The sequence below is a fragment of the Pseudomonas sp. C2.3V genome, from assembly GCF_058536325.1.
In genome coordinates this window covers 78,085-95,731 of the sequence record NZ_JBZUBN010000003.1, presented here as the reverse complement: position 1 = coordinate 95,731, position 17,647 = coordinate 78,085, and the positions used below count along the sequence as shown (strand labels likewise).

At 56.2% G+C, this 17,647-nt stretch carries 16 protein-coding genes; 4 read left to right on the top strand and 12 right to left on the bottom strand.

All coding sequences use genetic code 11. The features are described from left to right. Nucleotides 1–70: 70 nt before the first annotated feature. Both AC4LF3_RS23455 and AC4LF3_RS23450 read left to right on the top strand, forming a co-directional pair. Nucleotides 71–811: an SDR family oxidoreductase gene (locus AC4LF3_RS23455; RefSeq protein ID WP_125913170.1), complete on the top strand. Its 741-nt coding sequence runs from the start codon at nucleotides 71–73 to the stop codon at nucleotides 809–811. Between the two features lie 263 nt (nucleotides 812–1,074). Beyond that, nucleotides 1,075–1,866 (top strand): Rossmann-fold NAD(P)-binding domain-containing protein, encoded by a 792-nt coding sequence (locus AC4LF3_RS23450; protein ID WP_125913171.1) that lies wholly within the window; start codon nucleotides 1,075–1,077, stop codon nucleotides 1,864–1,866. Between the two features lie 251 nt (nucleotides 1,867–2,117). On the opposite strand, the gene AC4LF3_RS23445 is transcribed toward AC4LF3_RS23450, so the two are convergent. From AC4LF3_RS23445 to AC4LF3_RS23390, 12 genes are all read right to left on the bottom strand, one after another. After that, nucleotides 2,118–2,561 (bottom strand): TIR domain-containing protein, encoded by a 444-nt coding sequence (locus tag AC4LF3_RS23445; protein WP_125913172.1) that lies wholly within the window; start codon nucleotides 2,559–2,561, stop codon nucleotides 2,118–2,120. An 11-nt stretch (nucleotides 2,562–2,572) separates the two neighbouring features. Further along, complete coding sequence (locus AC4LF3_RS23440; RefSeq protein WP_125913173.1) at nucleotides 2,573–4,009, bottom strand: SIR2 family protein; 1,437 nt, start codon at nucleotides 4,007–4,009, stop codon at nucleotides 2,573–2,575. A 24-nt stretch (nucleotides 4,010–4,033) separates the two neighbouring features. Then, nucleotides 4,034–4,531, bottom strand: a complete 498-nt coding sequence (locus AC4LF3_RS23435) for a toll/interleukin-1 receptor domain-containing protein (protein ID WP_125913174.1) — start codon at nucleotides 4,529–4,531, stop codon at nucleotides 4,034–4,036. Nucleotides 4,532–4,629: 98 nt separating this feature from the next. Next, nucleotides 4,630–5,631 (bottom strand): endonuclease, encoded by a 1,002-nt coding sequence (locus AC4LF3_RS23430; protein WP_125913175.1) that lies wholly within the window; start codon nucleotides 5,629–5,631, stop codon nucleotides 4,630–4,632. Beyond that, nucleotides 5,628–6,455, bottom strand: coding sequence for a hypothetical protein (locus AC4LF3_RS23425; protein ID WP_125913176.1), 828 nt, complete (start codon nucleotides 6,453–6,455; stop codon nucleotides 5,628–5,630). Before AC4LF3_RS23425 ends, AC4LF3_RS23430 begins: the two co-directional genes overlap by 4 nt. A 58-nt stretch (nucleotides 6,456–6,513) precedes the next feature. Further along, on the bottom strand, nucleotides 6,514–7,569 hold the full coding sequence (locus AC4LF3_RS23420; RefSeq protein WP_181123729.1) for a S49 family peptidase: 1,056 nt from the start codon (nucleotides 7,567–7,569) through the stop codon (nucleotides 6,514–6,516). A gap of 2 nt (nucleotides 7,570–7,571) precedes the next feature. Beyond that, nucleotides 7,572–9,800 (bottom strand): DNA topoisomerase 3, encoded by a 2,229-nt coding sequence (locus tag AC4LF3_RS23415; RefSeq protein ID WP_125913178.1) that lies wholly within the window; start codon nucleotides 9,798–9,800, stop codon nucleotides 7,572–7,574. Then, on the bottom strand, nucleotides 9,797–10,402 hold the full coding sequence (locus tag AC4LF3_RS23410) for a TonB C-terminal domain-containing protein (RefSeq protein WP_181123732.1): 606 nt from the start codon (nucleotides 10,400–10,402) through the stop codon (nucleotides 9,797–9,799). Before AC4LF3_RS23410 ends, AC4LF3_RS23415 begins: the two co-directional genes overlap by 4 nt. Further along, nucleotides 10,399–10,626, bottom strand: a complete 228-nt coding sequence (locus AC4LF3_RS23405; RefSeq protein ID WP_167517147.1) for a hypothetical protein — start codon at nucleotides 10,624–10,626, stop codon at nucleotides 10,399–10,401. The genes AC4LF3_RS23410 and AC4LF3_RS23405 overlap by 4 nt, the downstream gene beginning before the upstream one ends. Further along, nucleotides 10,626–11,816, bottom strand: coding sequence for a TonB C-terminal domain-containing protein (locus AC4LF3_RS23400; protein WP_125913180.1), 1,191 nt, complete (start codon nucleotides 11,814–11,816; stop codon nucleotides 10,626–10,628). Before AC4LF3_RS23400 ends, AC4LF3_RS23405 begins: the two co-directional genes overlap by 1 nt. A gap of 18 nt (nucleotides 11,817–11,834) precedes the next feature. Then, entirely contained in the window at nucleotides 11,835–12,602 is a 768-nt protein-coding gene (locus tag AC4LF3_RS23395; RefSeq protein WP_125913181.1) for a hypothetical protein, read from the bottom strand. After that, nucleotides 12,595–12,909 carry a hypothetical protein gene (locus tag AC4LF3_RS23390; protein WP_010799353.1) on the bottom strand — a complete coding sequence of 105 codons (315 nt, stop codon included), beginning with the start codon at nucleotides 12,907–12,909 and terminating at the stop codon, nucleotides 12,595–12,597. The genes AC4LF3_RS23395 and AC4LF3_RS23390 overlap by 8 nt, the downstream gene beginning before the upstream one ends. A 158-nt stretch (nucleotides 12,910–13,067) precedes the next feature. On the opposite strand from AC4LF3_RS23390, the gene mobH reads away from it, so the two are divergent. Together mobH and traD are read left to right on the top strand one after the other, a co-directional pair. Continuing rightward, nucleotides 13,068–15,806, top strand: coding sequence for a MobH family relaxase (gene mobH / locus AC4LF3_RS23385; RefSeq protein ID WP_125913182.1), 2,739 nt, complete (start codon nucleotides 13,068–13,070; stop codon nucleotides 15,804–15,806). Beyond that, nucleotides 15,799–17,628, top strand: a complete 1,830-nt coding sequence (gene traD / locus AC4LF3_RS23380; protein ID WP_125913183.1) for a conjugative transfer system coupling protein TraD — start codon at nucleotides 15,799–15,801, stop codon at nucleotides 17,626–17,628. Before mobH ends, traD begins: the two co-directional genes overlap by 8 nt. The last annotated feature ends 19 nt before the right edge of the window (nucleotides 17,629–17,647 follow it).

The following is a 17,647-nucleotide window of genomic DNA, read 5'->3' as shown; positions in this document are numbered from 1 at the left end:
GATTATAGTGTATTAACGATACGAACGAGTCGTGTCACGCTCTTCAGGCCATTAGATACTGGAGAGAACGATGGGAAGGTTCGCAGGCAAAAAGGTACTGATTACAGGCGGAACCCGTGGTATAGGTCTGGCAGGTGCGCAGCGAATCATTGAGGAAGGAGGGCAGGTGATTCTGACGGGGCGCAACAGGGAGTACGTTGCTCAAGCGGCCAAAAAACTACCGGTGGGATCGCTTGCGATACTCAATGATGCTGCCGATGCATCCGCTCCCGCAAGGCTTGTCGAGACTGTCTTACAGTGGGGTCGGCTCGATGGGCTATGGTTTAATGCAGGTTACGCACAAGTTGAACCGCTGGAGGCTATAACAGCTGATTCCTTCGACAGGATGATGGCCGCCAATGTAAGGGGGCCTTTACTGCAGCTTGCCGCATTATCATCACTTATTAATCCATTCGCTTCGGTACTGGTTACTTCTTCATCCTCCGCCTATGAGGCAGCAGCCCTGACCAGCCTTTATGCGGCTACCAAGGGTGCACTCATTTCCATGTCTCGTTGCTGGGCGGCCGCCTTGGCTGAGCGCAACATTCGCGTCAATGTATTGATACCTGGCCCCATAGAAACAAGCTTTCGAAGCTTTATGGATGAAAGCACAAGACAGGAATTCGAGGAGGGAGTATTGAAGCAAGTGCCACTGGCTCGTATAGGAACGCCTGAGGAGGCTGCTGCGGTTGCGCTTTTCCTGTTATCCAGTGAATCGTCATACGTTACCGGCAGCCAGTACGCTGTGGATGGCGGTTTACTTATGAGATAGGCGAAGGCTAAACAAGCGCACTTGCAGTGTTGGCTCCCTGCGGGTTCGGTTATGAGCCTTTCTAACAAGATCTGGCAAGCTTGATTATATGGCTGATGCTCGTGAGTAGGCTGAAGATCCGGAGCGTGCCGAGAGTTTTATTGAAATGATCAGCTATTCCCATCTTTTAGCTGCAGCTAAGCATTGTGGTTACTTGAGTGCACTGCGGCTGAAGACCAAAGTAGGATAGATGGACGTCTTCTACGTTATATAGGTTTGTCTGAATGAATCTTATCCATCTAGCTGATTTAAAAAGTGCGGACATATACTCTATATGGTCACTTGTTGGATCAGCCAGTTCTTATGAAGGAAGCGTCGCTTGGTCATTTGAAGGCAACGGCATACGGACAAGAACCACCTTTATAAAGGCATTCCAAGAGTTAGGACTTAGCTATATTGAACTACCTAACCTGCTGAAAACCTCTGAGCGTGTTGAAGATCTTGCAGGCTATCTAGATCCATTTTATTTGCTATATGTCATTCGTGAATCCAGCCACTCTCGCTTGATGGAGTTTGCTAACGCGTCAGAACGTCCAGTTATCAATGCGATGTCAAGTCAAGGTCACCCATGCGAAGTTCTTGCTGACGCTTATTACATCGAGACTTCCATTTGCCCCATCAAAAAAGCCCGTATTTGCCTTTGGGGACCGACTACTAATGTCTTACGATCGTGGCATGAGCTGGCTGAAATACTTGATATCGAGATTGTGCACATCTGCGACCCTACATTTCATGAAAGAAAAGAAAATGTATGTTTTAGTGAGTCACCAGGCGGGGCTGTGGATGTAATAATCACCGACGCTTGGCCTGCTGGATACCATGATCAAGCTTGGTCCCTGAACTCTTCGCATCTTGAGGCACTTGGTCAGCCCAGGCTGCTCCCGACCCCGCCATTTACGATAGGCGAGGAAGTTGCGACAGACCCTTTAGAATACAAAGGCTTCACAGGTTACCAGCAAAAAATGGCACTCCTTTCGGTACAAAAGGCAATAGTCCAGTACATGATTGCTGGTTAAAGGGGTTTGATATTCAGCCATCTTGTACTCATTAAATACCGAGCTGATCAGCACCACCAGCTCGGCAGCTGTAACTTCGGTGCGCTTCCCGGAGTAGAACCTCTTAACGCGTCAATGCAAGACCATGTGATGGGTAATCCTTGAGCAGTCATGGCCTCGGCTATCTCCCTGGGGTCCCAGCCATCGCACGAGCAGTAATGAGAAAGGTAAAGACACCCAAAAGATAACTATATAGCGCTTCGAGTTCCTGGTTACGGTTTACCAGCCGCCTTCGCTGCCGCTTCAACCCACTTACCTAGATTGTCACGACCATTATCTCTGTTCCATAGGTAATGGGTGGCGCCTGGTGCACGAAGGGAGCAGCAGCTGGTGGTTTTTCCATTGAGGTCTTCAATGTTGCTGATATCTATGGTCAGAATACCATTACCACGCTCAACGCTTTGCTCTATCTCGTACTTTACCCATTTGCTCTTGTCAGTCGTTGCGCCAACCAGAACTACCGTAACACTCGTTCCGTGCAGCTGTTCATTTATCCATTTCTTGATGGCTGCATCGCCCTTGCGCTCCACCTCTTCGAAATCCGCCTTGTCGATGAAGCCTACCTTGGTATCAGCAGCAATCACGTTGCTGTTCCGTACGTTCATCGCACGATGCACGTCTTCATATTGGAAGCTAAAAAACACCTTTCTGGCCATGTTGTTCTTCCTTAAATAAGGGGCAGTAGGGAGAGGATGATATCGTGAGCACGAGCTAGATCGGTGCCTTCAGCACCCAATTCGTGAAGCAGCGGGGTTATCTCCTTACCATGTTCGTAATTTGATTCGTCGTACGCTTGGATTACTTCATCCCACAGGTCAGCTGAGATTGAGCCAGTAATACCAACAGGAATAACGAAGAGACCATTGGCAACTGCAATCTCAAATTCTTCGCGCATGCCATTAGACGGAACCACATCCCCTGTCTCGTCCAGTTTGTTGCCAAACAAAAAGATCGCAATACCTGCATGAGCGAGCATGTTGCGACGATACTCTGTCCAGAGTTCTTGCAATGGCCGTTCGCCAGACTGGCTTTGGGGAAAAGGACGTAGTACTAATTGATCGTTATCGAGGCGACCACCGTTCATGATGGTCTGTTCGAGTACACCAGTGATAACAGCACTGCCAATGCCCAGTCCAAACCCGGAAATGACCCGATACTGCTCCTTACTGATAGCTTTGCTCAGTTTATAAACAAAGTGCTCCGCGTCGGACTTAGTCCACGGGCTGTAATCATGAGCTGCGCCAGAAATGAAAATGGTTTTGCGTTTATGACGGCGCTCTATCTCCCGCAGAATGTCGGTAATCTCTGAAAACTCATCAACATAGACGACCTTGATTCCAACTCTTAGAAGCTCGTGCTTAAAAAGCTCTTCCTTACGCTGGCGATATTCGAAATCAGCCTGATCCTCTTCTGCCTGTCTGCTTGCCTTTCGAAGGAGGCAGTATTGTTGGCGTTGATCTTTTGCGAATTGAATCCGGACCCTACTCAAAATGTACTCTAGGTTAGGGTCGGTAAAGCTGAAGCCTAGAAATAAGAAAGTCTTGGCGATGAGGTCACCACTCAGCGCAGCAATAAAAGGCTGCATCTTCACGTGATAGCGTTCGTAGTCATCACGGATCAGCACAGCTTCTGACGAGTGATCGACGTCTCCATGCATCTTATAAACCACCGCATCTCGTTTAGGATGGGTAGTTGCTAGCTGTTTGTTGGTGTGTTTGACGTCAGGAACCTTCCCATTTCGCTCTAGCGATTTCTCGATGAGCTTGTCGTAATTGGTAGTCCAATAGGTCTGAATCGGTAGTCTGGCTAGAATCTCATGGTTTTCTGTCGGCGCTACGCCGGAAGAGGAGAATTCAGTGACCAACATCTGATTCAGCTTCGAGCGGTTGGCCCCATTAGCGTTAGCGTGATATTGCGCCAATGTCACCAGATCCCATTCTTTCTCGACATCAAGGTCCAAGTCGTCGGCGATTGGCTTCAGCAATGACTTCCAATCCACAAAGCCTGCCGCCCGGGACAACCCCGCACCTGCAAAAATTGCCAGATTCCCTTCGGCCAGCTCTTTGGATAAGGTATTTATAAGCCGCAGATGGTCCTTTTTCATGTTTTAGGCACTATAGGTCTGAAGTTAGAGAGCGCGCACCCATTTGCTATTGCCCTGAGTATCGTAGAATGCAAGGCCAGCAGCGCCAGTAGTGACGTCTATTTTGTTATAAAGGTTAAGGTACTCGTTGCCATAGAAATGGCCATGGTTGTCCTGTGTTGGGACAATCGCGATGCGATCATGAGCCTTTTTGGCGTCTGCAAACCCTATTTCCCAAGGGCACCAACGTGATGCCATCGAGTTCTGCGTTGCCAGAAAAAGAAACCAGTCGGCGCGGACAATAGCGGCTTTGATATTAAAGGCTGTCTCAGCGTCTGGCTTTTCGGGCATCTTGAGATCCTGCCAGTCGATATAGACGTCCCATCCTTGATTATTGAGCAGTTCCTGCAAGCCTAAAGCAAGCATCGCATCCTTGTGACTATGGCTCAAAAAAGCAGTAGGTTGTCCGAATCGCTTGCTAGCTCGCCCTTGTATAGAGCGGCGTTGGCCTGCATTTAGAAGGTCTAACTGGCGAATCGGCATAAGTAAGCTTCCCTAGCATTTTGTGAACGAAGATGCCACTTTTCAACACGCGACTCAAGCAGCCGGAATTTCTTGAATCTATTTATTTTCAACGCCTCCTAACGGCACTCCACATCCCTCCTGTACCCATCAGATTGCGCCTCACGCTCGGTTCGATAGGCTACCCGGATACGCGCCGGAATAGAGTGGTAGGAAGGGCAGAGCGTCGGTATAAAGTAGGTACCGGTCCGGCGAGAGGCATACACCATGCCTTCCGTGCGGGTTGGATCAAAAGGTTCGATTTCCTCTTTTTCAACCTCATTCAAGGCAGAGGCCTCCTGCAGGTCGGGGAAGAGTTCCTTGACCGTCTTGTCGCGCTTGATGATGCCGGCAAGCCCGGGCTTTCGATCCAGCGTCCAGCTGGCCTGCCCGGTCACAAAGGGGTTGTGGTGCCCCATGACCTTCGCTATACGGTTGTCTCGCTCCTTTTCCCATTGGCTGACCGGAAAGCGCTTGTCCCAATCCATGAACAGCTTTTGCTGGAGTCGGGAAAGGGTAATGCCGTAGCGGTCGCTCATGTAGAAGTGGGTCCGCGCAATCAGCCCCTTTACGGCATCCCGTGGCTCGACTGTACGCAGCGCAGGATCGATCCGGAGATCACAGCGCCCGTAGCGGCTGGCCGTGCCCGGCAGTTCACCGTACAGATAACTGCCGCGATCGGCATTGGCTTCTCCAATGGCAGGTGCCAGGTTATGCAGGTCGGCATCGATCCGGTTGAACAGAGGATCGGCCCGGCAGGCACCTGAACCGCCTTCGCGCCAGCATTGCAGTTGATGGCCAAAGGACCAGACACTCTGGATGTGCTCCCACTCAAGGCGAATGGCGCGGTCGGGCAGGGCGCGGGTCTGATAGCCGCAGGATTCATGATCCATGACGCCCCCGCTACGGCCTACCCATTCCCACTGGCAGCCGCAGTAGAGTTCACCCGAGGCCTTCTCGCCTGCATTCTGATCACCGTAGATGTCGTTACGCAGGAAGTGCTTGGCATCGTAATAGGTTTCCGGGGCCGCCCATGTCACTCCCGAGAAGGTTAGCGCCAGCAGGACCAGAGTGGCTCTCATGGTTCAACTGCCTCGGGGTTGGCAACCGGCTTGCGGGTAAGCTTATGCCAGAGCGCGACGGCAAGGGTGGGGATCACAACAAGCAACAGAGCCGACAGCACCGCCGCCACACACAGCATGAGGCTGCTCACCGCTATCCACTGCACGGCCTCAAAGGTCCACGGGATCAGCCAGCGCTCGACCTGGATAAACAGGCCCTCGATATAGGGAAAGTGGGCTGAGCGGATAAACCAGAGCAGGGCGCCAATAAACGCGGCAATAGGGGTAAAGGTAATCAGCCCATAGCTCAGCCGGTAGAGATCCGTTAGCGTCGGTACCGCATGTAGCGATACGAGAAACAAACCGGTGATGATCAGAAGGCTCAAGGGATCGCTGTCTGCCTCGGTCCATAGGCTCCAGAGAATTTCCTCAATTGCTGTCGGTATCCAGACGAGAATGTCTAGTGGATTCTGAGGGGGAGTAGGGACGTCATAGGCAATGCCCGTCAGCAGGCACAACAGCACGCAGCCCACCGCGCAGGGTGCGAGGCCTTCCAGTGCTCGCCCCATATAGCTGAGCGGGCCGGGGAAAAAGGTGTAGTCGACATGGCCAAGCGTGCCATCGGCATCACTGCGCTTGTACAGCGCTATGCGGGTGAGCTTGAAGCCCATGCACAGGCAGACAACGGCGCGGGCGGTTTCGCGTATGGGTGAGCCCACCATGCCGGTAAAGGCATAGGCAGGCCATGTGGGCAGTCTGGGACTGGCAATCAGGAAATGCTTGGCAAGGCCGGTCAGGGCCAGCACAGCGGCGGTCACACCCAAGAGAGCAAGTAACTGTGTCATGACGGTTTTCCTGGTGGGGTGGCCCCTGTACGCATCAGCGCTTACAGGGGCTTATTGCTTAGGGAAGCATGGCTCTTACAGGTGAGCTGTAGCCTTCAGACGTACCTAGCCCCAGCGCCTCCTGAAAACTCAGCGAGATGCCTTTCTTGAAGTCGGCAAAGGGACTCAGGCGCGGAGTGTAGTTTTTCATCTTGAGCTTGCCGTCATCGTCCGGTACCAGCTGGCGCACCAGCTGCTCAAGGGTCAGCTGATCGTCAATGATGCCGATGGTTTTGGCCGTACCAGCTTCCCAGACCAGCCCCTCAAACATACCCTCGGTGGGTTTTAGCCTGTCTCCGCGGCCCTGCTTTACGTCCGCGATAAACCGCTGGTGAGTAGCGCCCAGCACGGTCTTCCAGTACTGGACCTGCTCATCCCTGGCCGGTGAGAACGGGTCCAGCATCGACTTGCTGGTGCCGGCGGTATACACGCGGCGCTCGACATCAAAGAGCTTGATGGTCTTGTCAAAGCCAAAGCCGGTACTGATCACGCCAATCGAACCCACAATGGCGGTAGGCGAGGCATAGATCTCCCTGGTAGCCGAGGCGATGTAGTACGCACCGCTTGCACCAATGTCCTCGATCACGGCAAAGATGGGCTTTTCCGGATGACGCTGGCTTTCGTAGCGGATCTCGTCATAGACGCGCTTGGACTGGACCGGACTGCCACCGGGGCTGTTGATGCGGATGGCCACCGCCACGGTGTTGGGATTTTCCATGGCCTGGCGCAGGCCCTTGTTGATTCGATCGGCACTGGCCGGTTGCTGGGCATCGATCGGTCCCATCACATCCACCACGCCGACATGGCTGGCCCCTTCGTTGACTTCCGAGGCCTCATCAAACAGGCGCAGGAAGTACCAGGTGTTAAAGGCGCTGAGCAGGACGATCAGCAGCAGCATGCCCTTGAAGATCAGGGTCCAGCGGTGCCGCGCGCGGCTCTGCTTGACGGTGCCCGACACCCACTTGTCAAAGGTGTGGATCTGCATCAGGCGCTGGCGCTCCTGCAGGACCTCGATGGAGTCATCCGGGGAATAGGGCGGTACATCACTACTTCGGTTGCGTTTAAACCAACTCATCGTCATGCCTCCAGTGGATCTTTTTTGGGTTTGGTATAGGGCGCAATGGCGCGGCATTCGGGATAGCCTGAACAGCCCCAGAACCGGCTGGCGCGTTTGGCATCCCCTTTCCTGCCCATGCGAAGGGTCATCGGGCGCCCGCAGTCGCCGCACAGCGGGCGGTCTTCATCACTGATGGGTTTTTGCGGCAGGCCCTTCTGGTCGGGAAAGGTCTTGTTGCAGGTGTCGCGGTTGGTACAGCCCCAGAAGAAGCCCTTCTGGCCCTTTACCCGGCGTAGCTCAGCCCCGCAGGCGAAGCACTTATGGAGCGTGCCGCGGGCCTCGCTAAAGGTCTGCTTGAGCGCTGCCGCCTGGGTGCTGCCCTGTCCCTCAGTGGCCGCAAGGCTGGCTTTAAAACCGTGAACAATGCGCGAGACCCAATCGGTGATCTTGCGCATGAACTCATCCTGCGAAACCTCTCCGCGTGCAACCCGCTCCAGCTCCTGCTCCCACGCGGCGGTAAGCCCGGGTGATTTCAGAGCAGGCGGCAGGGCCTTCATCAGCGCCACAGCCTTGTCGCTGGCGTGCAGCTGGCGCTTCTTGCGGATCAGGTAGCCGCGATCTACCGCCGTCTTGATGATGCTGGCGCGTGTGGCGGGTGTACCCAGCCCCGAGGTCTCCTTGAGGATGCGGCGGAACTGTTCTTCGGTGACGTAGCGGCTGATGTGCTCCATGGCCGAGAGCAGGGTGGCCTCGGTGAAGTAGGGCGGGTGGCGCGTGTGCTTGCCGGTGACTTCCGGCCCGCTGATGATGGCCGGCTCGCCCTGGTTGATCGGGGGAAGCGCGGTGCTCTGCTCCTCCGCGTCATCCTCTTCATTGCTATCGGCTTCGCTAAACGCTTCAGTGTCCGGAAACAGGATCTTCCAGCCCTGTCGAGTCGGCTGGCGTCCCTTGGCAATGAACTCGTGCTTACCGGCCCGGACATGGATCACCGTGCGGTTGAATTCATGGTGCTCATAGAACTGGGCGATGTAGAAGCGGCGGATGGCATCGTAGAGGTTGCGCTCGATTTCACTCAAGGCGCCAAGGTTTATCTTTTCAGCAGTCGGAATAATCGCCTCATGGCTCTTGCCTTCGAGCTGCTTGTCGTTAAAGCATCGACCCTTGCGCTTGAGGTCAGCGCCAGCAATCAAACCGGAAATGCTCTGGTCGCTGAGCATCAATGCCTGCATGACCTCCGGCGCTTCGGCGTGCATGTTTTCCGGCAGGTACCGGCATTCGGTACGGGGGTAGGAGATAGCCTGATGGTTCTCGTACAGCGACTGAGCCGCGGCAAGTACCTCATCAGCGGTGTAGCCAAAGCGCACGTTGCCATACTGCTGAAGACTGTTCAGGTGAAAGGGCAGCGGGGCGCTTTCCCTGGAAGGCGTCGTCTCCGCCTTTTCAATAACCCCACCGGTGCCGGTCAGCTGCGCAGAGACCTGCTCGGCGAGCGTCTTGTTGATGCAGCGTCCGGCCTCGTCCGTGCATTCTTCTAGCGGTACCCACTTCGCCCGGAACTGGCCACGCTGTACGGCGACGTCGGCCCACAGGTCCCAGTAGTCCCTGGGAACAAAGTTGGCGATGGCCTGATTACGGGTCACGACCAGATTGATCATGGGACAGACCACACGGCCCACATGCAGGGTTTCCTGAAAGCCTGCGCCTCGGGCAATGAGGGTAAACAGGCGGGTACCGTTCATGCCGACCAGCCAGTCGGAGCGTTCACGGCACACGGCGGAGTGGTAGAGGTTGATGGTGTCCTTGCCCGGCACAATGGCGTCCAGCGCCTTGCGCAGTCCCTTGGGATTCAGGGCCTTGATGCACACCCTGTACAGCGGACCCTGATAACCGGCGTAACGGATAACGTTGCGGGCAATGGCTTCTCCTTCCCGATCAAAGTCGGTGGAGATATAGACCTTTCCCGCCTTCCTTAACAGTTCAGAGACAACCTTTAGCTGGTCGCGAGTCTTGTCATTGGGTTGATGCTTCCAGTCGCCGGGCACCATGGGCAGGTGATCCAGCTTCCAGCCCTTCCAGTCCTCGGAGTAATCATCAGGCTTGAGCGCCTGAAGGAGATGACCAATGCACCACGTCACAAAGGTGCCTTTGCCATTGTGCATGCAGCCCTTGCCGGTCCTGTCACAGCCGAGCACGGCTGCCAGCGAGCGGCCCTGCTTGGGTTTTTCGGCCAGATACACGTCCACACTCATAAATCACCCCTTGATCGTCTGATCGAGGCCAGTTGGCGTTCGGTGGGAGGCTTGCCTGCGCCAAAGTGCAGCACGATCTCGGTAAGCTGCTCGCGCTGGCGCGTCGTCATGTCCTTGAACTGGCGATAGGGCTCGCCCTTGCGGATGGCACGACGCAGGCTGTTATCAAAGAAACGGTTTTCGGTGGAGTAGAGTGTCTCGACCGCCGCGACCTTGCCGCTGTCCTTGAGGGTGATAGCCACGATGGCGTAGTTCTGGGCGTACAGCTCGTCGCTGATGCGCCAGTTAAGCCCGATCTCCTCGGCAATCTCGGCGGCGACAGAGCGTACTTCCTCGACATCGGCGTTACGGCGCCTCTCCTCGGCTTCTTCCTTTTCCGGCCCGGAGAAGTCAGTAACATGGGTGCCGCTGCCATCCTTGAGCTTGCCCAGCAGTTCCTGATTGACCAGGTTGAAGGCCTGGGCAATGTCTCGTCCGCCCGGACTTTGCTGGCTGGACTCGGGTGCATTCCCCTCGGGAATATCCTCCTTGTTGAAAAACAGCACATTGGTTGAATAGAGCAGCGCCACGATGACGCCAAGCGCCACCAGCTGAGGAATCATGAGCGCTTCTCCCTGGGCTGGGGCCGTTCCTTGTGCAGGGCATAGAGCAGCTTCCAGTCCCTGACCACCGTTTCCAGCTGTGGGAGGCGGTGGTTCTGCTGGATGTCCTGCAGCATGACCGTAATCAGGCATACCGCATCCAGCGGGCTCTGCGCGTTGGCGGCTTCGGAGAGCATGACCAGAAGGTCTCTATAGGAATCTTCATCTACCTGCACGGCGTCCATCACTGGCCTCCGGTCATCGCATGGCTGGTTTCAAACATGGCCTTGAGCGGGTCCTGTACCTGGCGCGCGGCCATGGGAGCTGCGGCCAGAGGCCCGCTTGTGACGTCCTCAGCCTGAGCCTGCTCGGGCAGATCCTCAGGCGAAGCCGACTCGTTGGCCGCGCTGTGCTCGGCATCCGAAATCCTGCGACCAAAGTTCAGGGTGAATTCGGTGACGACATCCCGATCGGCTGCGGGCAGGGTCTTGATCTCAATAAAGGGCGAGGCCTCGACGGCAGCGCTGATGACGGATTTGTTGTAGGCGTCGTTATGGGAAGAGCGGATCACTTCGAACCCGGTCAGAACGCCGTCCGGTCCCACTTTTACCCGGACCTGTGCACCATGCTTTTCGTAGTCCTCGGGTGCTTTCCAGTTCTGGCCCACCCGTATGCCCACCGCTGTAACCATGTTCTGGTAGGCCGGGGTCTGCGCCAGTGCTGCCAGTCGCTTCTGGTGTGCATCCTCAGCTTCTGGAGGTGTGCCTACCTGACTGGGCTTGATGCTGTAGCCAAAGCTTGCGAGGTCTTTTTCGGACGGGGATACCTCATCCTGACCCTGTGCCAGTCCCGCTTTTTCTACCTCATCCTGACCTGAAGGGTGTTCTGTAGCATCAATGGCAACAGTGGAAATAGCTGCCTTTGAGTCTGGAGAGGGAGTGATCTCAGAAGATGCGCCAGCGGTCATCTCCTCTTCAACAGGCTCCGTGGTAGGCGGAACCGTCTCTACACCCTCGCGGGTAATCTTGTGCTCAGGCGCCTGGATGGGCTGAGGTGGAGGCGAGGTTTCGCCTGCGAATTCATCCTCTTCAAAGTCGGCGTCCGGGTCGATGGCGAGGGAGGTATGTGAGGTCCCGACGTTGGCGGCCTCACTGCTTGATTCAGGTGCTGCGGTATCCAGATGAGCCGCGTCTGGTTTGAGCGGCGAATCTACTCCACTGGCCTGTGACATCGGCACATCACTGCTGACGGGCGTCTGTGGGATCGAATGTTCCGGCTTGCCCTTGTGGGTGGCTACGTAGGAGATGCCCAGTCCGCAGAGGATGGCCACGGCCAGAAGCGTCATCCTTTTAGGCGACTTTTGTTTCTTCTCCTGTTCAGGTTCGCGCTCTGCCTTGATCTCGGGAAGTACTGTTTCATCAGTAGGTGTGGTCATGGTCCGGCTCCGTCAGGATCAGTGGATGTTCAGGGCCGCGCAGCCGCCAATGGATTTGGGCCGCACACTGTTTTTCACGATGGCGCGGGTCGGCGCCGAGAGGTCTGATCGACTACAAAAGCCCCGCCATGCCGCCAGATAGCTGTTGTAGTCATAGGCGGGCGCGCGGCACCGTCCGGTGAGGTAGTCCGGAATGCCCAGCTGCTGGCCTTCATCGGTCACAAATTGCCAGTCGGCTTCGTTCATGCCCTTGCCGTTGTCGCAGTAACGTACCCAGCGAGAGGTCTCGTAGATGGAGTAGCCACGCGCCCGGTCTGGGCGTGCCGCAAAGGTCTGGGTGTGTACTACCGGCACCATGGGTACGGAGGGCGTCCGGGCACGGGCAGGGTCGTAGACGATGCCGCGCCGTGGATCGAGCGCCGCGCCATTGCGGGTCTCGGTGTTGAAGTCACCGCCCAGCGAATGGACGTAGGCGGGCTGGCGCATGGCGGCACCGGCGCGGCCGGTGTTGATCCATGCCAGTGACAGCGAGCGGTCCACCCGTGAGGCGCGTAAGGTCAGCTCCTTGTAGTAGGCCGCATACATCTCCAGACGGTTAAGCGCGGCCCGGTTTTCCTCGGTCGGGTATTGCTCAGCGATGCGCTTGAACTCGGGCAGGTTCATCTCTACCCATTCGCGCGAGGGCTCGCCCGGTATCTCAGGAAGTGGGTGCAGCCTGGCTTGCAGGCCCATGCAGCCGGACAGGGCAGCGGTGGCCAGGGCAAGGGAAAGAATGATCTTAAACATGGCTGCCCCTGCGCCGCGCGAGCGGCCGAAAGAACAGGGTGCCGTCCAGATATTGGCCGTATTGGTTTTCCAGCACCGCGCTGGGATCGCCCGGCTGGAGGTTGGGGGTATCGGTTTCATGCTTTGAGGCAAAGGGCAGCAGGGCGTCCTGAAGGCCCGGCTCAGCCGTTGTGCCGTCACAAAACACTGCCCGCAGGGTCTGGGTAGTTCCGCCGATGTGACTGGCAATGGACCAGAGTGCATCGATCTCGGCCTGCGTCTTCAAAACAAGGTGAACACAGCCGTCAGTAGCGAGGTAAGCCTTCATGTGAACTGCTCCGTGGTGAGGTGGGAACAGTCTACGAACAAAAATATGTGGCTATTCCTCGTGGTTGGTACCCGCGCGGGTATCAACCACGAGGTTTGGTAGCAAAAAAATCTGCGACGATAGCTTTCAGGATCGATTGACTGGAGTCGCAGCGCGTCATGTTCAGTTTTTTGCGTGGTCTTTTAGGAAGGCAGAAGAGAAATCCAGCCGATGGCTCCAGTGCCCCGCTGTATTTTGTCGAGAACATCTATCTGCCCGATTTTGAGGCCGATCCCGGTACGCGCTATCCACCCTTCCCCGAAGGCTGCGAGATAGTCGAGCCGCGCAGGCTGCTGGCGGGGCATCGCACCCAGATAGCGCGCCTCAAGCAGTCGCTGGGGCTCTCCGAGCAGGAGTTCAGGACGGTTATCGATCCGGTCCTGGTGCGCTATGCCGAGTTTGTGCATCTGCTGCCGGCCTCGCAGGATCACCACCACAAGGGGCGCGGCGGCCTGTTGCGCCACGGCCTTGAAGTGGCCTTTCATGCAGCGCGCATGAGCGGGGCGGTCATCTATGACGCGGACGCCACGCCTCGTGAGCGGCGTAACCGGGAAAAGGTCTGGCGTGTGGCAACTGCCCTTGCGGGTCTGCTGCATGACGTCGGCAAGCCGGTCTGTGACATGAAGATCACCAGCGACACGGGCCTGCTCTGGAACTTTGCCCTTCAGGAGTACGGTTACCGGTTGGTGCCCTGGGCGCGGGACAACAAGGTCCAGCGCTACTTTGTGTCGTGGCGCGAGGATCGGCTGCATAACCGGCATGCCTTTCATGGACCGGGAATTGCGCGTCTTCTGATTCCCAAGCAGACGCGGACCTTTCTGACGCCGGATAACACCATGGAGATGCTGGACCAGATCGACGAAGCCATTGGTGGCTACGCCGTGCAGTCCAAGATTGCCCACGTGGTCCTCAAGGCAGATCAGGCCAGTGTCACATTGGACTTGAAGCTCAACGGCGGTGGGGATGGCTCTCAGGCCTTTATGCCCTCGGTTGAGCGCTACCTGGTGGAGGGGACTCGCCGGATGATCAAGTCCGGGCGCTGGAAGATCAATGAACCCGGCGCAATGGTGTATGTGTTCAGGGAAGGCCTGTTCATCAACTGGAAGGCGGCGTCACGTGATGTGGTGGACCGCCTGAACGAGGACGGTATTCAGGCCATTCCCAAGGACATCGCTATTCAGGCAGACATGCTGATTCAATGTGGGGTCGCAACTGCACGTGAGATCGAGCCAACCCGCCCTGGCGAACCCGTCATCACCTACCGCTACTGGGCCATCAAGCCCCTGTTCGGCAATGGGGAGGGGCCGGTACTGGCGCTGCTCAAGATTCAGGAGACCGGCCTCTTTTTCCCCATGGGCCTACCGGCTCCGATAGAGGGTGTCCTGACCGATGCGCCTGAAAAGGAGCAGGTCATTACTCAAGCGGCTGTAGCAACAGAAAGGGATGACGCCGCTGAATCCGTATCACTTGAGACGGCAGGAGTGTCTGACAAGGGCGCGGCCCGACGCAAGAAAAAGGCAAAGACAGGCGAGGAAGCGGCTGCCACTGGCCCGTTAGAGACAGAGACATCATCTACGCAGGAAGACGTATCAGCGGTATCTTCCAAGGCGACCAGTGAGTTTGATGCGCTGCTTGAACATGTCACAGGAGGACCGCAGCCAAAAGTGGGGAACGCTGGAGCAGGGACAGGTGACGATAATGCCTTTATGCCTGAGGCTACTGAATCTGAGTCCGTAGCGGAAAGCGCTATTGGCATGGACCTGGGCGCAGATTTTTTTGGAACACTGGCCGGGCCTCCACTGGACGCCTACGAGCAGGAAGTGGAAGCCATTGAGGCGCAGGAGCGGGACGTCGAGCAAATGCATGGTTTCCAGCTGCTCGAACCTGATACCGGCCGCAAGCCCAAGCGCAGCAGCAAGACATCCAGCAAGGCGAAAACCAAGGCTCAGCAGACAGAGGCCGCCGTACCTGACGACGCTCGTCCAGCCATGCCAGGCCTGCTGGACCTTGTAGATGATGAACTAAAGCCTGTCGTGCCCGTGGTGCATCAGGACGACGCCTGCTTTGAAGTCATGGACCTGCCTTTTGGTGCGCCGGTGGATCAGGCAAGGCTACCGGTTAATGTCGGTCCGACCGAGCAGGTTATGTCAGGGCAGGCTGATAGAAAAAGCACTGGCCAACACGCCCTCATAACGCCTCCCCAACGCAAGCCCCGGCACCGGCGATCAAAGGCCGAGGAGATCAGACACAGCGATTCGCGACTGCCCGGCTCGGTAGACGGTTTCAAGCCGCTCACTATGAAAGTACCGGATCTGCGACTGGACCGGTTTGTAGACATTAGCGCCGCCAGCACAGCAGTAGCTGAAAATTCAGAGCGACCGATCCCCATTGTCCTGGAGCAGCCGAGACCTGTGCCCATCAAGTACCTGCATACGGTCGAGGCGCTTAATACCCCGCTTGCGCCAGAGCCGGTCCAGATCGTGATCGACCCCATGCATGAACTGGCGGAGTCCGAGGTAGAGCAGGCATGCGATGAGCATGAGCATGTAGAGCTGGATGTCCAGTTTGTTGCCAGCGCGACACCAGAACAATGCCTTGGGGAACTCTTCGAGATGATCATGAGAGGTTATGGTCGCTGGCTACCCGACACCCTTCGCAAGACGAAAAAGGGGATTGCTGCCGGTATAGCGTGCCTGGATATGGTCAGCGCCGACTACCCCAACATCAGACGCAAGGATCTGGAAAAGGCGCTGCGCTACATCATCAGGAAAAAAACGGCCCGCTATGACCTGGAAGTCGACAGGTACTTCATTTACGTGAGACCCAAGGCGCCTGAGCGGGAGGGCAGCCATGAATGATCGTTATGAGATGCCCTTTCGGCCCAATTATGAATTCATGGCCTGCATGGGCTGGGTCGCCGCGTCTTCGGTTGCCTACCTGGTCAATCAGGTCACCGACATGCCACCCGAGCCGGTGTACTGGATGAGTGGCATCTGCTCGATCATGGCCATCAGTCGCCTGCCGGCGGCGATCCGCCTGCACTACGTCAAGCGCAACCTGCAGGGCAAGAAACTCGAATTCATCACCCTTGAGGGGCTGAACAAGGCCATCCGAAAAAATCCTGATCAGTTATGGCTGGGCAAGGGCTTTTACTGGGAGAACCGACACTGCCAGCTGGTATACGAGATCCTCAAGCGCAACCTGTCCGAGATCGTCAATCCCCGCGCCAGCAAGGGTATTGAGGGCAGGGATGAGATGCAGATGGGTGCGCCATGGATTCATGGGCTTGAGCCGCGTGAGATCGTGATCACTCAGCCGATTGCTCACACCGAAGGGCACGTCCTGATCAAGGGCACGACCGGCGCGGGCAAGACCCGCCTGTTTGACCTCCTTATCAGCCAGAAAGCGCTGCGCGGTGAGGCCGTGCTGATCATTGACCCGAAGGGTGACAAGGAGATGCGCGAGAATGCCCGTCGCGCAGCGGCATTTGTGGGACGGCCTTTCTACAGCTTTCACCCGGCCTTTCCGGATGAATGCATGCGCATCAACCCGCTGCAGAACTTTACCCGCGTGACCGAGATTGCCTCGCGCATCGCCGCCCTGATTCCTTCCGAGACCGGTTCGGACCCGTTCAAGAGCTTTGGCTGGCAGGCGCTTAACAACGTCTGTCAGGGCCTGTACCTCATCGACAAGCGCCCTACGCTCAAGCTGTTGCGCCGGTACCTTGAAGGCGGCGTGGACAGCCTTGTGATCAGTACCGTCTCGGCCTATGCCCGGCAGGCACTGGGTGAGGACTGGGAGTCCATGATGGTGGCCCTGTTTGATAAATGGCTGGAGCCCCTGCCAATCCGCAAAAAGGCAATGATGGCCAATGCGTTTTATAAGCAGGTCATTCAACCGGTACGGGCCAGTTCAGAACTGGAAGGGCTGCTCAACATGTTTGAGCATGACAGCGCGCACTTCTCCAAGATGGTCGCAACGCTCCTGCCCGTCCTGAACATGCTGACCTCGGGCGATCTTGGCCCACTTCTTTCGCCTGACCCTGAAGACCCTACCGATGACAGGCCTATAACCGATAGCGCCTTATTAATAAATGAGGGCGCAATTACCTATATTGGGCTGGATTCTCTTACTGATAACATGGTTGCGTCAGCCATTGGTTCTATTCTACTTTCGGACCTGACTGCTGTTGCCGGTGATCGCTATAACTTTGGGGTGGATAACCGTCCAGTAAATGTGTTTGTTGACGAGGCGGCCGAAGTTATCAATGAGCCCTTTATCATGCTGTTGAACAAGGGCCGGGGAGCCAAATTGACATTATATGTGGCTACCCAAACTTATGCGGATTTCTGTGCGCGACTTGGCAGTGAGCACAAGGCGCAACAAGTACTGGGCAATGTTAACAATACCATTGCACTGCGCTTAAAAGATGCTGAAACACAGGAACAGTTTGTAAAGGATATCCCCGAAACCCGTATCAAATATGTAGTACGGTCTCAAAACATGAATTCCGGGGGAGAGGACCCGTTACTTCATGGCGGTGGACAGGGTGAGCGACTTATGGAGGAGTTGGTGCCTCTGCTTGATTACCAACTTTTAACCATGCTACCGAATCTGGAATATTTTGCGAAGTTATCTGGCGGAAAAGTAATCAAGGGAAGAATCCCGATTCTACATTAGTTGAGCCCTGGACAAAGAC

Coding starts and splice junctions, on each gene's coding strand:
- AC4LF3_RS23410 (WP_181123732.1), bottom strand. CDS start 10,402: ATGATTCCTCAGCTGGTGGCGCTTGGCGTCATCGTGGCGCTGCTCTAT.
- AC4LF3_RS23425 (WP_125913176.1), bottom strand. CDS start 6,455: ATGACACAGTTACTTGCTCTCTTGGGTGTGACCGCCGCTGTGCTGGCC.
- AC4LF3_RS23390 (WP_010799353.1), bottom strand. CDS start 12,909: ATGAAGGCTTACCTCGCTACTGACGGCTGTGTTCACCTTGTTTTGAAG.
- AC4LF3_RS23405 (WP_167517147.1), bottom strand. CDS start 10,626: ATGGACGCCGTGCAGGTAGATGAAGATTCCTATAGAGACCTTCTGGTC.
- AC4LF3_RS23445 (WP_125913172.1), bottom strand. CDS start 2,561: ATGGCCAGAAAGGTGTTTTTTAGCTTCCAATATGAAGACGTGCATCGT.
- traD (WP_125913183.1), top strand. CDS start 15,799: ATGAATGATCGTTATGAGATGCCCTTTCGGCCCAATTATGAATTCATG.
- mobH (WP_125913182.1), top strand. CDS start 13,068: ATGTTCAGTTTTTTGCGTGGTCTTTTAGGAAGGCAGAAGAGAAATCCA.
- AC4LF3_RS23450 (WP_125913171.1), top strand. CDS start 1,075: ATGAATCTTATCCATCTAGCTGATTTAAAAAGTGCGGACATATACTCT.
- AC4LF3_RS23395 (WP_125913181.1), bottom strand. CDS start 12,602: ATGTTTAAGATCATTCTTTCCCTTGCCCTGGCCACCGCTGCCCTGTCC.
- AC4LF3_RS23420 (WP_181123729.1), bottom strand. CDS start 7,569: ATGAGTTGGTTTAAACGCAACCGAAGTAGTGATGTACCGCCCTATTCC.
- AC4LF3_RS23435 (WP_125913174.1), bottom strand. CDS start 4,531: ATGCCGATTCGCCAGTTAGACCTTCTAAATGCAGGCCAACGCCGCTCT.
- AC4LF3_RS23430 (WP_125913175.1), bottom strand. CDS start 5,631: ATGAGAGCCACTCTGGTCCTGCTGGCGCTAACCTTCTCGGGAGTGACA.
- AC4LF3_RS23400 (WP_125913180.1), bottom strand. CDS start 11,816: ATGACCACACCTACTGATGAAACAGTACTTCCCGAGATCAAGGCAGAG.
- AC4LF3_RS23440 (WP_125913173.1), bottom strand. CDS start 4,009: ATGAAAAAGGACCATCTGCGGCTTATAAATACCTTATCCAAAGAGCTG.
- AC4LF3_RS23455 (WP_125913170.1), top strand. CDS start 71: ATGGGAAGGTTCGCAGGCAAAAAGGTACTGATTACAGGCGGAACCCGT.
- AC4LF3_RS23415 (WP_125913178.1), bottom strand. CDS start 9,800: ATGAGTGTGGACGTGTATCTGGCCGAAAAACCCAAGCAGGGCCGCTCG.